Below are 14,429 nucleotides of genomic sequence, written 5' to 3' on the forward strand. Positions count from 1 at the left end.
TTGAGAGATGCGTCAAGATCAGTGATCCTTGAGGAGCCTGCTCTTCTGCCGGTTCCAGTCGCGTTCCTTCTCGGTCTCACGCTTGTCGTGCAGCTTCTTGCCCTTGCCGAGCGCCAGTTCGAGCTTCGCCCTGCCCTGATCGTTGAAATAGATCTTGAGCGGAATGAGCGTCATGCCCTCGCGATTGATCGCGCTTTGGAGCCGGTGGGCCTCCCGTTTCGACAAAAGCAGCTTGCGGCGGCGGCGCGGTTCGTGATTGAAGCGGTTTGCCTGCAGATACTCCGGCAGATAGGAATTGATCAGCCACATCTCGCCGCCTTCGTCGGTGGCGTAGGACTCTGCGATATTGGCCTTGCCTTCGCGCAGCGACTTGACCTCGGTGCCGGTCAGAACCAGACCGGCCTCGTAGGTATCGATGATCTCGTAATTGAAGCGGGCCTTCCGGTTTTCCGCGACAATTCTCTTGACCACCCGCTGGCTGCCCTTGGGTGCCATCAGTTCATCAGCCCCGCATGGCGAAGTGCTGCATCGATCGCGGCTTCCGTCGACGGCTCGAGCGTTGACAGCAGAGGCGAGCGGACGGTGCGGCTCATCTGGCGCAGCCGGTTCAGCGCATATTTGGCGCCGCAGAGACCGGGCTCCATGAAGATCGCCTTGTGCAGCGGCATCAGCTTATCCTGATATTCCAGAGCCTTGGCATAATCGCCAGCAAGCGTCGCCTCCTGGAATTCGGCGCAAAGACGCGGCGCCACGTTGGCGGTCACGGAAATGCAGCCCACGCCGCCATGGGCGTTGAAGCCAAGTGCCGTTGCGTCCTCACCCGAAAGCTGGACGAAGCCGGACCCGCAGGCCATGCGCTGCTCGGAAACGCGCTCGATCTTGCCGGTCGCATCCTTGACACCCATGATCGACGGATACGCCTTGTGAAGGGCTGCCATCGTCTCGACGCTCATATCCACCACCGAACGGCCGGGAATATTGTAGATGACGATCGGCAGCTTCACGCTCTCGGCGATCGCCGCATAATGCGCGAAAAGGCCCTTCTGGGTCGGTTTGTTGTAGTAGGGGGTGACCACCAGAACGGCATCAGCACCGGCCTTTTCGGCGTGCTGCGCCAGTTCGACAGCCTCCGTCGTATTGTTGGAGCCAGCACCTGCGATCACCGGCACGCGCTTTGCCGCGATTTCGATGCACAGCTCAACCACGCGTTTATGCTCGGCATGCGAGAGGGTCGGCGATTCACCGGTGGTGCCGACCGGCACGAGGCCGTGGCTGCCTTCGCTGATCTGCCATTCGACATGCGCGGCAAAACTATCCGTATCGACTGCTCCGGAAGCGGTGAACGGGGTGACGAGAGCGGGAATGGACCCCTTGAACATGCACGACTCCTGACGGCGCCCGGGAAGCTTGAAACCAACCCACGCTTTGGCCGCATTTCATGGTTAGAAAACTGGCGCACCATAATCATGTGAGGTGCCTGCGGCAAGCACTCTATCGCGCCATTCATCGCCGGTTCCCGTCTATTTCCCCGGCATCAGCGGCGTTTTTATGCATTTAAGGGCGCAACCACCCGCTGGCGTGGAACCGCCGATATTTATGGGCCGATATTTATGGGATTGAATGGACGCGAGTAACCTTTCGTTAATAATTGCATCGCCAAATGAGAGACTGACACGGGCAAGCGTGGGGTTCTTGATGCGTGGACACAAGTCTCGCCGGATGATTGCGATGCTCGGCGCATCCGTGATCGCGTTCTCGACTGTTACCGCATATGCGCAGGAAAACCAGACCCCACTGCCGCGCTTCAAACCCCAGGTTCTCGCTAAAACCAACCGTTCGTCCTCTCGGGACGTAACCGGCTCGATCGTCTCGGCGAGCGCTGTAGTGCCGATAGATTCAAACCTCAAGGCAGGGCTCGACGCTCTTTCCAACAAGGACGCCGGGCGCGCCATCGCGGCCCGCAATGCCATGGCCAAGGGCACGCTCGATCGCCACATCCTCACCTGGGCGATCGCCGTTTCCGGCCAGAAAGGCGTTCCCTCCTATGAAATTGCGGCAGCCCAACGGGAATTGAAGGGCTGGCCGGGGCTTGGCGCGCTGCGCGCCAATTCCGAACGTGCGCTCTACCGCGAGAATCCGCCCACATCCGACGTGCTCTCGGCCTTTGGCACGACGCGGCCGGAAACTGCCGATGGCACCATTATCCTCGCCCGTGCTTTGCAGGCGAACGGAGACAAGGCCGCTGCTGCGAAACTGCTGCATGCCCTTTGGTCGAAAGACGCTCTCGACAAGGCGACCGAAACCAGGATTCTTGCAGAATTTCCAAGCCTGCTCACGACCGCCGAGCACAAACAGCGAATGGAAATGCTGCTCTATCGAAGCCGTCTGGATCAGGCTGCCCGCTTCAGTGATCTCGGTAAGGCCCAGTCTCTCTATCGCGCCTGGGTGGCCGTTGCGAAAAAAGCCCGGAATGCCGCAGCGCTCATCGCGGCCGTCGATCCGTCATGGGCCAAGGAACCGGCCTACTTGTTCATCCGCGTCGAATATTTGCGCGCCCAAGAAAAATATGAGGAAGCGGCAAAGCTGCTCGCCGGTCTCCCGAAGGACAAGGATGCCCTCGTCAACCCCGCAGAATGGTGGGTCGAGCAGCGGATCATCAGCCGGGGACTGCTCGACCAGGGCAAGTTCAAAGCCGCCTACCGGATCGCGGCGAACCACGTCGCAACCGATCCGGCGGATATCGTCGATGCCGAATTTCATGCCGGCTGGTATGCGCTGCGCGGCCTTGAGGATGCGGCAACGGCGGCCCGGCATTTCCAACGCATCCTGCAGGCATCCAACAGGCCGATCTCGGTTTCACGTGCCTGGTACTGGCTGGGCCGCGCCGCCGAGGCGGGTGCGCCCGGCAATGCGGACGACTATTATGCCAAGGCAGCGACCCTGCCCGGCACCTTTTATGGCCAGCTTGCGGCTGCCCGTCTCGGCCGGAAGTCACTGAATGTCACCTATCCGTCACCAAGCGCCGATGATCGTTCACGGTTCGAGAGCCACGAGGCGGTTCGCGCCATTGCCCGCCTCGAAGCGGCCGGCCACGGTTGGCGCGCCGACAGCCTCTATCGGGCGCTGGCCGCGGAACTGACAAGCCCGGGAGAACTTGCAATCCTCTGCGCCCGCGCGGAAAAAACCGGGGGCCACCAACTGTCACTGCAGATCGGCAAGCTCGCCTTCGGCCGCGGCATCGATGTCGCAGCGCTCGCCTTCCCGATCGGCGTCATTCCGGCAACCGCGAACATCGGCGGATCCGGAAAGGCGCTTGCCTATGCAATCGCGCGGCAGGAAAGTGCCTTCAATCCCGCGGCCATTTCGCCGGCCAACGCGCGCGGACTGTTGCAGATCCTCCCCGGCACGGCAAAAGGCATCGCCGGACGCCATGGCCTTGCCTATTCCAAGGAGCGGTTGACCACCGACGCCGCTTACAATGCGACGCTCGGTGCACATTATCTTGGCGAACAGATCGACGATTTCGGCGGCTCATATATCCTCACCTTCATCGCCTATAATGCCGGCCCCCGCCGCGTGCCCGAATGGATTGGCCGCTACGGCGATCCGCGCGGCAAGTCGATCGACGATGTCGTTGATTGGATCGAACGCATTCCCTTCGCCGAGACCCGCAACTATGTGCAGCGGGTGATGGAGAACTACCAGGTCTACAAGTCTCGACTCGGGCAGACAGCCGATATCGTCCATGACCTGCGCATGGGGCGTTAAGCACACCGTCCATAGCCATTGGGACGCGGATCGCATGAAGATCAAGACTGACCGCCCTTCACGCGACGCGGCGATCCGTTATGGTGCTCCAATCAGAAATGAAGGGACAACCCTTGACGCGCGCGACCAGGACCAGTTTTGCGGAACGTTATTTTCCGGCAAGCGACGGATTGTCGCTCTATGCCCGGGACTACGGCCATGACAACCCGCAGGCGAAGAGAACACTACCGATCGTTTGCCTGGCCGGCCTCAGCCGCAACAGCCGCGACTTTCACCTTCTGGCGGAACAGCTCTCCGCCCACCCTGAGAGACCGCGCCGTGTCGTCGCACTCGACTATCGCGGCCGCGGCTTTTCCGACTGGGACCCGGACAAGAGCCACTATCAGCTTCCGATCGAGGCGGAAGATGTGCTCACGGCATGCGCGGTGCTCGATGTTGAGCAGGCGATTTTCATCGGGACATCCCGTGGCGGCCTGATCCTCCACCTGCTTGCCGCCATGCGCCCGACGCTGTTGCGCGGCGTCGTTCTCAACGACATCGGACCGGTCGTCGAGACCACCGGCCTGCTCCTGATACGCCAATATCTTGAGGCGCAGCCGGTGCTGCAATCCTGGGACGAGGCAACCGAAAGTCTGAAGCGCGTGCACGGCGCTTCGTTCCCGGCCCTTGGTCAAGCCGATTGGGATGACATGGCTGAAGCGATCTTCAGGGAAAAGGACGGCGCGATCGTCGCGGATTTCGATCCTGCCCTGATCGAGCCGCTGAGAAGCATCAGCGAGGATAGCCCGATGGCGGATCTCTGGACGCTCTACGAAGGGCTGAAACCGGTGCCCTTGATGGCGATCCGGGGAGAAAACTCCGCGATCCTTTCGCCAGCGACATTCGCGGAGATGGCTGAGCGACATCCACGAATGAGATCGGTCGCCGCGGCAGGCCAGGGCCACGCCCCGCTCTTGCACCGCCCGGATTTGCTCGCCGAAATCCTGGGGTTTATCAACGGAATTTCATAGGAGCGTCATGCCGCCACGCGCCGACGCAAGAGAAGCATCTTAACGGAAAAAGCCCGGCCGAAAGGCCGGGCTTCCCATCACTGACCGAAGTCAGATCAGATTAGAAGTCGCGCTGCAGGCGGAGGAAGCCAGTCCAGGTGGCGTCATCGGCGCCGTCAACATCGAGGTAGTTGACGGTAGCGAGCGTACGCAGGCCTTCCGTGATCTGGTAACCAGCCGTTACGCCAACCTTCCAGGCGTCGTCGCCAGCGAAGGAACCGTCAGCAGCAATACCGTAGTCGCCGAAGTACTGGGCAGCCGGGGTGATGAAGAACTTTTCAGTTGCCTGGATCTTGTATTCGGCAGCAACCGACCATTCAGACACGTCCCAGTAGAAGTTCGGGTCGGTCGCATAGATACCCATCAGGCCGAAAGTGCCCGGGCCGAGTTCGGCGGTCAGGCGAGCCTTGAGAGCGGTTTCGTCAGCGTCGAAGTCGTAGGAAGCGATGAGCAGAGCGTCAACGCCGCCAACCGTGCCGCGGATGAGGCCGGATACGCCGACGTCGTCGTTCGTGCCGTTACCAGTGATTTCTTCAACCGAAGCGCCGACCTGGAACGAGCCACCGTCGTAGGTGTAACGAACCGAGTTGGTCAGGTTGCCGGCTGCTACGTCGGTTTCGCCGCTGAGGCCGAAATCGTCCCACCAGTTGTAGAAGTAACCAACGTCGAAGCCAGCGATGTTGATCCAGGCACCATCGAGGAAGGTGTCGGAGTCGCTGTCAGCCTGCAGGTTGATGTAGCCGGAAAGCGCACCGAATTCGGTATCGCTCTTGGCAGCAAACGTCAGGTAACCGCGGGTGTATGCATCCCAGTCAGCGCCGTTAGGCGTCCAGTTTTCATCGTACTCGAGCTGGGTACGAACGTAACCGCCAACCTTGAGGCAGGTTTCCGTGCCCGGGATGTAGAAGTAGCCAGTGCCGAAAGCGTCGCAAACGCGAACGTATTCCATGGGCTCCGGCTCAGCAGCTACGATAGCGTCAGCTGCCTGGGCGCCGGATACTACTGCGAGAGCCGCAGCGGAGCCGAGAAGAAGGCTCTTGATGTTCATTTCTGACCTCCAGTCAAAAGTTTCAAACGGGTCTGGGTATTTTGCTGAAGGACAGCGTTCCCTGCCCCATCCCCAACATTTAAGAAGTCGGACGATCAACCGCCCTTGCTTCCGGAGTTGAAAATACAAGACCGGACCGTCTGCGCAATCACCAACTTGCGAGTTCATGCAGTTTGATACGCCCTTCCCCATGCGCTGTTGCTGAAACGACACAAAATCGCCTCATGCGCCCGGAAGTTCTTAACAAGTCCTTAAGAAAACCCTTTATTCATCAGAGCTTAGCCGGTCCCGCAAACGGTCTGTCCGTGTCATAACGAGGCAAAAATGGGGCAAAACGAGAGCCCAAGCGCAGATTCGCGCCCCGGCAGGAGCCGCGTGGCGACCCCCTTCCCGGTCAATTCCATGCCTCGGAGATGGAATCACGATGCGCATCTGGGCGAGTGACGAAGAGATTCGCAGAATCAGGTCGCAGCAGGCCCATCGAAAGATTCCGCATCTTGAATGACGCCGGCGTAAAAGAGCGCGCCGCCAAACCGCTCGGTATTGTTATGCTCACATTCTGCAAAGGCGCGACCGTCGCGTCCTGACGAGGGAATGCTCACGCTGACGTTCCTTGGGACATCAGCGTCAGGCAAAACCTACGAATTCAGGCGCATTTGCTCTTAAGAGATGCTTCACAGTGTCAACGCCAGCGGCTGGTTTGCCGGCGTCTCGGTCATCGGAACTTTCTCTTGTTTCACCTCTGGGCCGCAGGTCAAAGCAAGTAGGCAGACCAGGAAAAACACCGTGAAGCCCTCGCGGCCATAAAAGGTGATCGTGACCTCAGTACCGCATACCGTCAGTAGAGCGATAAGGAACACCATCAGCCCCCTCCACAGGGGCTGGTGTCTTCCTTGAACTCTGGCATAAAGCCGCAACCGCCCGAGTACCAACACGATCAATCCGATGTGCAGCACAGCACTAATCAGGCCTCCATCGATCAAAAACTGCAGATACGAGTTGTGAAGCGACGCCAGATCTCGACCGGCATCATTCCACCCGGCAAAGACAAACGAATAGCTGCTCGATATTCCCGCCGCTACCTGTCCGTAAACGCCATTGCCAAAAAACAGCTGCGCGAACGAGGCGGCGTTCCAATAGTTGAGAAAGATCGTCCAGAGGTATTCGCGGCCAGAGAAAAGGCCATAGGTATCGTACCGATCGCTTGCGATGTCGATCAGGTTGGACGCTTTAAGGATAACTGCCAGGAACAAAGCAAGAGGCAGCCAGGCGGCAACCACAATCATAGCCGCACCAAAACGCCGAGACATCCACCAGAAGATCAAGGCAATAGGCAACGCCATTTGGTAGGTTCGAGAGTCGTTCATCACCAGTAAGGCGGCCGCGAGCAGAAACCAAATGAGTGACCAACCGGATGAGCGCAGGCGAAACAGCGAGAGCGATGCAAGGAGGAGGGGGTAAACGCAGGCATTAGTCATCCCTGTTGAAATAGGGAACAGGAAGCGATTGAAATCAATTCCCGCATGAGAGAGGAAGAGCGCAGGACGCAGCGTTTGCGGAATTTGCGCCTTATCAGCATGCTCAATGCCAAGGCCGCCAAGAAGGAGTTGGGCTAAGCAGAACCACACCAGCGCGAAAACCAGCGATCGTTGCAGAACCTCTTGCCGTTGATCATCTTTGATAGATAAGAGGATGGAGACGATCGCGACAAGGAGGGTGCCTTGCATCGCCGTAGACACAAACAGTTTTGTTGCGGTCGATCTTACCAGCTCCATATCGGAGATCATCGCCCTTCCGAAGAGGAGGACGTTAACGACAAAGATTAGCGTCACAAAGAGCATGCCTACATTGAAGGGCCAACTCCTTTTCCAGGCCCTTCCAGAAGCATAGAGCAGCGCTAAAAATGCGTAAGGGATGGCGACCAGCCCTGCACCGATAAAAGGTGAAAATTCAAGGCCATTAAAAAGGCCGGGCAGTGCAAACAAAACAAGTAAGCTGAACGTTAATACGATCGACCGTTGCGACATGCCGGCCAATGAGACCGTTTGCTTCGTTTCATCAGACGGAACTGCAAAAGCTGAGATGGCCGACATGTCGTTTGTTTACCTTGGATATGGTTGTCGCTTAGTTCATCTTTGCGATGTCGGACAGTACGATGTACTTTAGGGCGGCGCGAGCTTCAGGGCTCAGCGGTCCGTTCGAGCATTCCTGCGATTCTGACGAGCATATCGAATTGATGGCCCTGATCGTTGAGGCCGTCAACATACCGTTAGTGCTGCCGGCGTATAAGCCCTTCTCGCGCAAAAACTCTTGCAGATAGTAAACATAGACGTTGGGGTTGGTGTAGCTCAAGCGATCAATGATGCCGACCTGAGTGTCAGGCCTCATCGTTTTCACTTCCTGGACGATTGCGGCAATGGCTGAACGAGATGATGCAGAGGAGCCATCGAGGTAGAGCTTTTCCGTTTGATACCGCTCAGCGGGCAGTGAGTTCTTGACCGTTTCAAGTGCCTGTCGTGCGCGCGTAATGCTCTTAGGAACGGCAACACCGGAGCCTATGGAGTAAAGTCCGGCGAGGCGGACGCCGGCATCACCGTCGCCATCCGCAGCCGCTTTGCCAAGGATTTCGATTGCCCGCGCAGCATCGCGTGGCACGCCCCGGCCATAGAGGTATGTTTCGGCGCTCACGACGTTTATGCCGGGAATGTTCTTTGCCGTGCCTTCGTTAATCAACTCTATCGCGCGCGCCTGCTGTTTTTTGGTTCCGCGGGAAAGAAGATTTGCGGCCTTTGCAAGCGCGTCCTTGTTGCCACCTTTATACGAGCTCAAATACAGATCGATGGCCTTGTCGAGATCGCGCGCCGCTATAGTGCCTTCGCGGTATATGTCTCCCATACCGGCGATGGCCCATGGATCGTTCGCGTCGACCCCCAGCTGGTAGAACTCCATGGCTTTTGTCACATCAAGCCCGGCGGAAAGGCCGCGCTGGTATACATTTCCGAGTTTCCAAGCTGCTCCCATGTTTCCCAGAGAAAGTGCCTCTTGGTAAAGTTCGATCGCTTTATTAAGGTCGCGATCGACAAGAATGCCTTCCTTATAGACGTCTCCCATACCAAGCATTGCCCCTGGGTCGCCAGCATCGACGCCCTGCTGCAGATACTTGACGGCATTCGCGGTATCCAGGCCGTAGCGATCACCGAGGCGGTAGATGTTACCGAGTTTGCCTGCTGCCGTCGGGTTGTCTTTCTGCAGGGCCTGTTCATAGAGTGAAACAGCCTTTTGGGCATCCAGGGGTAAGACAGTGCCTTCCCGATGCATGTCGCCCAGAGCTACCCTTGCCCAACTGTCGCCGGCTGCCACGCCCTTTTCAAGGAGAGGTGCGGCGTTCGCTGGATCTAAACCCATGCGGTCGCCTTGCTTGTAGAGACTGCCGAGCTTGAAATAGGCCGACGTATTATTCTTAGCCAGCGCCTGTTCGTACAGTGAGACGGCCTTTGGCACGTCTTGAGGGACGATTTTGCCGTCCTTGTAAATGTCACCAAGGGCAATAAGAGCCGAAGGATCGCCCTTGGCGGCGGCTTGCTCGAAGTAGCTGACCGCCTTGCCCTTGAGAGTATCCTCAGCAGCCCGCCAATAGAACTCACCCAGAGCCAACGCGGCGGTTTGGTCGCCATTTGAAGCCAGATCTTCAAGCGTCGTGACGGCCGACTTGATTTCAGGAGAATCGCCGCCATTACGCACGAGCGATCTGAGTTGCATGACGTCGGGCAAAGACCGCACTGGTGAAGGGTTCGTTTGTGCGAATACTGAAGCTGCAGTGATGGTGAAAAATACCGTTGATGAAAGAAGCGTTCTAAAAAACATAGCGGCCTCCGTTGGCTAAAAACGCGTGCAGGCTACGACTGATGGGTATCCTTGTCTAGGAAGACGACACAGTTCAATAGCTGCATACCGCCCCAGCACAACCCAAGCTACCACCACCTCACCGCCCGGAATCCACCATGCGAATGCCGATGGTTTGCATCCGACCGTTCTGGCCGGGTGCGTCCGCATCGTGTCCATTATCGCGACCCACGTCAGAACCGTGGTGTGACAAACTGTTGGTGAGGTGTGCCTTAGTGATGACGTGTCTCTGATCGCTATGGCGGTCGGGTAATCTGGGGCGGCGAACGGTAGTCGGCTTTCCACCCCGAAGCGGTAGTTCAGCCTGACAGCCGCATGCTTGGATGTCTCGCGCTGGTAACGGCTAGATTTCATCTTTCATCGATTGTGATCCGGTGGCACCGGAACCAACACGCAGTCTCGGGGTTGCTCATGTGATGGGGTCCGCTGGGGATTTCATGACGTAAACCTTTAGGCCCGCTGTTTCGTAACAGCGGGCCGGTTTTATGAGAGCCGCAGCCGCGATACACGCGGCACTTTCCTTGGAACCATGCCCTAGCCGAATCGTTGTACCGGCGCATTGAAAATCCAGGAGGAAGACATGAAGAAAGTGATCATCCCTGCCGTAGCTCTGTTCCTGTCGCTCGGCGGCGTGGCGGCTGCGCAGACGGCGACGGTCGTCGTTCCCGGCGAGGTCAGAACCTATATTCTCGAGCAGACAACGCCGTCGGTCACGTTTGAAGGCGATCTGGCAGTCGGCACGGCGCTTCCTGACACGGTCGAGATCCACACAATTCCCGATCAGCCCGATTACAGTTATGTGATCGTCAACAACAAGCGCGTGCTCATCAATCCGAAGACCCGCGCGGTGATAGAAATCATCGAATGACTTGAAAGCACTGCGGGCCCGGCTCTCCCCCCGGGCCCGCGATCCTCCCCTACCAATTTACCCTCGTCCAGGTCAGAGACCATTCGTCCTTGCCGCCAGCATTGTGGGTATAGTGTCCGTGGCCGGCGACACCGCCGCTCCCCATATTCGTCATGATCCAGCCGGGCGGAACTCTACCCGGAAGCTCCAGCGTCATGAGCGTGGACTGAATCTCTTCGCGTCGTGACCCGTTGGAGGTCCTGTCGGCCACGCACGCACCGCGCCCCAGTCGCTGCACGTGACCGGGGCTGACCTGAGCCGGTCGATTTCTGTCTTCTGGATGTGCGGGGTTGATCGCGATCCTCTTGGTAGGCCAGCGCATGATCACAAACGATCGTGGTAAGCGCTTACCACTTGTCCCATCCAGCTGCAGTGAATTCATCGATCAGGTCGACAAGTGAGCAATCCAGGAGGGAGGGTTTTTGACAGGGTTCTGGAAAAACCGAAATTCCGATTCGCCGTGTCAAAATTCCGAAAAGGCGCGTCCGGCTACAACGCCGTGTCAAAATTACGGAAAGTCGCGGCGAGCTGCGTCGGACAAAAAGGAAAATGGCGGAGAAGAAGGGATTCGAACCCTCGATACCCTTCCGGGTATACTCCCTTAGCAGGGGAGCGCCTTCGACCACTCGGCCACCTCTCCGTTAGCGCCTGACTAGAGTCAGGAGCCCTTCATTGCAAGGGATTTTTGCGGTTACCCGCTACAAAGTTGAATTTTCCATCCTGCATGACGGCGCACCTGCAGTCCTTCACAAGCGCCGATCAAGCCTGTCTGCGGGCGGATCTGCTTTCTTGCCGCCCCGTTCCTGGGCAACTCCCGATCGCCTTTGCGCCCTATTCACCGATTGCCCGCTACGGGCGTTTTGCGGTAGTCCTGTGCGCTTGAAATCCGCCCTTGCCCGCCGCTGCGGGCGGCGCGAGACAGCTTTGGGAGCAGAGAGTGAACAGCAACAGCAAACCGGAAACTCAAGTGACGGTCGAAAAGCTTCGCAACGGGCGCTGGGCTTTCGTCATCAAGCGCGGCACCGTCGTCTATCCTGCCAGCGGCCAGTTTATCAGTCAGCTGCAGGCGCATGCCGCCGGTCAGATGGCGCTCAAAGCCCTGGAAAACAAGCGTTAGCCAGTCGCCCATCGTCGCCAGATCGCGAAAGCCGGGCCTGCTGCCACAGGCCCGGCTTCGTTTTCCAATGCAGTTTGATATCGGTCAGCTCTTTTTCGCCAGTCGGTCCATCGCATTCTGGGTGGCTGCGCCAAAGTCACCGTCGAGCGGTCCGCTGTAATAGCCGCGCTCCCGAAGCAGCGCCTGGATTTCCTTGCGGAAGGCAGGCGTGAAATTATTCGGCGAGGTCTTCATCTCCTGCAGCTTCGCCGGGTCGCCGCCCTCGACGCTGGCCGCTGCCCAGCGGGCCGCCTCCTTCGGGTCCGCCCTGGTGCCGAGGCCAAAATCATAGAGGCGGCTCAGATTGCCCATGGCATAGGCGCTCCCGGCGTTCGCTGCCGTTTCATACCAGTTGCGGGCCTGAACATAGTCCTGCGGCACGCCGTTGCCGACGTCGTAGAACCAGCCGAGCAGCGCCATCGAATAGGAATCGCCGACATTGGCGGCCTTTTCGTACCATTTCTTGGCTTCCGCATAGTCCTGCGTCGTGCCGAGACCGTTCTGGTAGGCCCAGCCGAGCGAGGACATGGCATTGGCATCGCCGCCTTCAGCCGCCTTCTGGTACCAGGAAAGCGACTGGTTGAAGTCTTTCGCGACGCCGTTTCCTTCACGGTAGAACCAGCCGATCGTCGCCATGGCATTGGCATAACCCTGATTGGCCGAGAGCTGGTACCATTTCAGCGCCTCGGCATAATCCTGCGGCACGCCGCCGTAGCCCTCGCGATAGAGCCAGCCGAGCGATGCCTGGGCATAGGAATTGCCGGCATTGGCCGCCTGCTCGAACATCTGCTTGCCCTTCTCGATGTCGACCGGACCATCCGTGCCGTAAATCGAGAACCAGGCGAGGTTTGTCAGCCCGTACATGTTGCCGCCGTCTGCCGCCTTCTGGTAGTTGCGCCGCGCCTCGACATAGTTGCGGCCGGCATCGTGGGCGCGACCGAGCATGTTGACGAGCATCATGTCGTCGGGGTTTTCGTTGACGGCCTGGGCGCAGGCGGTGAGCGCGCGGGCCGAATCGATCTTCAGGAAATTGACGCCGAGGAAGCCCGGCATCGACTGTGGCTCACCGGCAAGCAGGTAACAGTCGCGCGATGCCTGCGTGTCCTTCCCCGTCTGTGAGATGTTGAGCCCCTTCTTCGGCTCGAGCGCGGCGATCTGGGTTTCGGCTTCCGCCTTGTGCTTGCTGTCAGGATAACGCTCTATGAAACGGGTGAGTGCGGCGGCATCGGTCGACTGCTTCAGCGCGTCCCAGGCGATCTCGTCGGGGCTGCTTACGGCGTTCTGCTCCGCTTCGGTCAAAAGTTTCAGCTTCTTCTCGGCCAACATCTTGTAGACGGGGTCGGAGCCATGCTTGGCGAGGAAAACCTCGATCAGATCCTTGTCGGCGAGATCGCGGATGTTCTGCCAGTCGGCGGCAGCGGCCGATTGGCCGTTCGGCGAGACTTCTTCCGTGTTGCCGTTGTTGGTGACGTTGACGTTGACCTCCCTGATGTTGAGGAAGATCTGCGCGCCGCCGAGCGAGCCGTAGACGAAGGGTTCCTGGCCGCGGTTTGTTGCCGCCACCACCTCGTCCCGCACCTTGCCAAGCGCGATGCGCACATCGACGCCGGGCTCCGTCAGATATTTCGACAGCGCCGTTGCAAACGGGCTGTTCTTGCCCTCGCCGTCCATGGCGACCGTGCCGGCCTTCGAGGCGAAGGCAACCAGCAGATCGGCCGATTCGGGCTCGACGCGGGCGAGACCGCGGCTGACGGCGCGGGTCGAGATCGACCGCGTCATTGATTGCTCGAACGGATTGTTGCGACAGGCGTCGAGAATGACCAGCTTCAGGCGGGTCGCGCCTTCCAGCGAACGCTGCACGCGATCGAGCGGAACGGCCTCGTCTTCCACATCCTTATCGGTCTTCAAAGCGACATCGACGGGCAACAGGAAATTCTGGCCGTTCATCTCCATGCCATGACCGGAATAGTAGATGATCGCGACTTCGGCGCCTGTCGCCGCATCCTCGAAATCGCGGAGCGCGCGCACCATCGAGGCTCGGTCGAGATCGTGGACGGTCGTCACCGTATCGAAACCGGCGTCCTCGAACGACGCCTTCATCAGGTCCACGTCGTTGGCCGGGTTGTTCAGCTGCGATGTCGCCTCATATTTCTCGTTGCCGATCAGGAGCGCGACCCGCTTCGCGGCCTCGGCTGCGCCAGCCTGAAACGCGAAAACTGATAGTGACAGAACGAGGATCGGCACCCAGCGCCGAGAATAGGCTTTGAACATGATTTTCCCTCCGCGCTTGCGCAGCGGGCCGGGACGTTTCGCGCCCCCCGCAAACCGCACAAACATGATCCCTAATTTCCGCGCGGTTTTTTCCACCGCGCGCTTTTCATGAAAGTATTACGTATGGCCCAGCCTGTTTCAATGTCCGCTTTTGTGCTTTTTTAAGCAAGCCGGAAGACAGGGCCGTGAAAGGCACAAGCTCAGGACAAGGCTGACGGCGGAAACTGCAATCATAGTCATGTGATTGCGTCGATAAAGCTCGACGCGAGCCTTCATCAAAAGCTGCAGAAATCTAGCAGAAGCGGCGCAGCGCCGTCATTTTTTCCG

At 58.8% G+C, this 14,429-nt stretch carries 10 protein-coding genes and 1 tRNA gene; 4 read left to right on the forward strand and 7 right to left on the reverse strand.

The window, feature by feature from the left end:
* Positions 1 to 18: 18 nt before the first annotated feature.
* Positions 19 to 495 (reverse strand): SsrA-binding protein SmpB, encoded by a 477-nt coding sequence (gene smpB / locus ACSQ2W_RS01485; protein WP_436084645.1) that lies wholly within the window; start codon positions 493 to 495, stop codon positions 19 to 21.
* On the reverse strand, positions 495 to 1,379 hold the full coding sequence (gene dapA, locus ACSQ2W_RS01490) for a 4-hydroxy-tetrahydrodipicolinate synthase (RefSeq protein WP_436084646.1): 885 nt from the start codon (positions 1,377 to 1,379) through the stop codon (positions 495 to 497). Before dapA ends, smpB begins: the two co-directional genes overlap by 1 nt.
* 316 nt (positions 1,380 to 1,695) lie before the next feature.
* On the opposite strand from dapA, the gene ACSQ2W_RS01495 reads away from it, so the two are divergent.
* Together ACSQ2W_RS01495 and ACSQ2W_RS01500 are read left to right on the forward strand one after the other, a co-directional pair.
* Positions 1,696 to 3,768, forward strand: a complete 2,073-nt coding sequence (locus tag ACSQ2W_RS01495) for a transglycosylase SLT domain-containing protein (protein ID WP_436084647.1) — start codon at positions 1,696 to 1,698, stop codon at positions 3,766 to 3,768.
* A 98-nt stretch (positions 3,769 to 3,866) separates the two neighbouring features.
* The gene (locus ACSQ2W_RS01500; protein ID WP_436087641.1) at positions 3,867 to 4,778 is read left to right on the forward strand and encodes an alpha/beta fold hydrolase; all 912 of its coding nucleotides are present in this window, start codon (positions 3,867 to 3,869) and stop codon (positions 4,776 to 4,778) included.
* Between the two features lie 100 nt (positions 4,779 to 4,878).
* Here ACSQ2W_RS01500 and ACSQ2W_RS01505 read toward each other — a convergent pair whose 3' ends face one another.
* The 3 genes from ACSQ2W_RS01505 to ACSQ2W_RS01515 all read right to left on the reverse strand — a co-directional run bounded on the left by ACSQ2W_RS01505 (position 4,879) and on the right by ACSQ2W_RS01515 (position 9,729).
* Positions 4,879 to 5,865: a porin gene (locus tag ACSQ2W_RS01505; protein WP_436084648.1), complete on the reverse strand. Its 987-nt coding sequence runs from the start codon at positions 5,863 to 5,865 to the stop codon at positions 4,879 to 4,881.
* Positions 5,866 to 6,539: 674 nt separating this feature from the next.
* A complete protein-coding gene (locus ACSQ2W_RS01510) occupies positions 6,540 to 7,958 on the reverse strand; it encodes an O-antigen ligase family protein (protein WP_436084649.1) in 1,419 nt (472 codons plus the stop codon).
* A gap of 31 nt (positions 7,959 to 7,989) precedes the next feature.
* Complete coding sequence (locus ACSQ2W_RS01515) at positions 7,990 to 9,729, reverse strand: tetratricopeptide repeat protein (protein ID WP_436084650.1); 1,740 nt, start codon at positions 9,727 to 9,729, stop codon at positions 7,990 to 7,992.
* Positions 9,730 to 10,348: 619 nt separating this feature from the next.
* Between ACSQ2W_RS01515 and ACSQ2W_RS01520 the strand changes: the two genes are divergently transcribed.
* Positions 10,349 to 10,636: a DUF1236 domain-containing protein gene (locus tag ACSQ2W_RS01520; protein ID WP_436084651.1), complete on the forward strand. Its 288-nt coding sequence runs from the start codon at positions 10,349 to 10,351 to the stop codon at positions 10,634 to 10,636.
* Between the two features lie 589 nt (positions 10,637 to 11,225).
* Here ACSQ2W_RS01520 and ACSQ2W_RS01525 read toward each other — a convergent pair.
* Positions 11,226 to 11,315: transfer RNA gene (locus ACSQ2W_RS01525), tRNA-Ser, on the reverse strand.
* Positions 11,316 to 11,612: 297 nt separating this feature from the next.
* On the opposite strand from ACSQ2W_RS01525, the gene ACSQ2W_RS01530 reads away from it, so the two are divergent.
* The gene (locus ACSQ2W_RS01530) at positions 11,613 to 11,792 is read left to right on the forward strand and encodes a hypothetical protein (protein ID WP_436084652.1); all 180 of its coding nucleotides are present in this window, start codon (positions 11,613 to 11,615) and stop codon (positions 11,790 to 11,792) included.
* A gap of 84 nt (positions 11,793 to 11,876) precedes the next feature.
* Here the strand turns inward: ACSQ2W_RS01530 and ACSQ2W_RS01535 are convergent, their stop codons facing one another.
* Complete coding sequence (locus ACSQ2W_RS01535) at positions 11,877 to 14,102, reverse strand: caspase family protein (protein ID WP_436084653.1); 2,226 nt, start codon at positions 14,100 to 14,102, stop codon at positions 11,877 to 11,879.
* Positions 14,103 to 14,429: the final 327 nt, after the last annotated feature.

Origin of the sequence: Pararhizobium sp. LjRoot255, assembly GCF_964252905.1 — a bacterium.
Taxonomy (GTDB): Bacteria; Pseudomonadota; Alphaproteobacteria; order Rhizobiales; family Rhizobiaceae; genus Pararhizobium.

Coding starts and splice junctions, on each gene's coding strand:
- ACSQ2W_RS01500 (WP_436087641.1), top strand. CDS start 3,867: ATGAAGGGACAACCCTTGACGCGCGCGACCAGGACCAGTTTTGCGGAA.
- ACSQ2W_RS01535 (WP_436084653.1), bottom strand. CDS start 14,102: ATGTTCAAAGCCTATTCTCGGCGCTGGGTGCCGATCCTCGTTCTGTCA.
- ACSQ2W_RS01505 (WP_436084648.1), bottom strand. CDS start 5,865: ATGAACATCAAGAGCCTTCTTCTCGGCTCCGCTGCGGCTCTCGCAGTA.
- dapA (WP_436084646.1), bottom strand. CDS start 1,379: ATGTTCAAGGGGTCCATTCCCGCTCTCGTCACCCCGTTCACCGCTTCC.
- smpB (WP_436084645.1), bottom strand. CDS start 495: ATGGCACCCAAGGGCAGCCAGCGGGTGGTCAAGAGAATTGTCGCGGAA.
- ACSQ2W_RS01510 (WP_436084649.1), bottom strand. CDS start 7,958: ATGTCGGCCATCTCAGCTTTTGCAGTTCCGTCTGATGAAACGAAGCAA.
- ACSQ2W_RS01515 (WP_436084650.1), bottom strand. CDS start 9,729: ATGTTTTTTAGAACGCTTCTTTCATCAACGGTATTTTTCACCATCACT.
- ACSQ2W_RS01520 (WP_436084651.1), top strand. CDS start 10,349: ATGAAGAAAGTGATCATCCCTGCCGTAGCTCTGTTCCTGTCGCTCGGC.
- ACSQ2W_RS01495 (WP_436084647.1), top strand. CDS start 1,696: ATGCGTGGACACAAGTCTCGCCGGATGATTGCGATGCTCGGCGCATCC.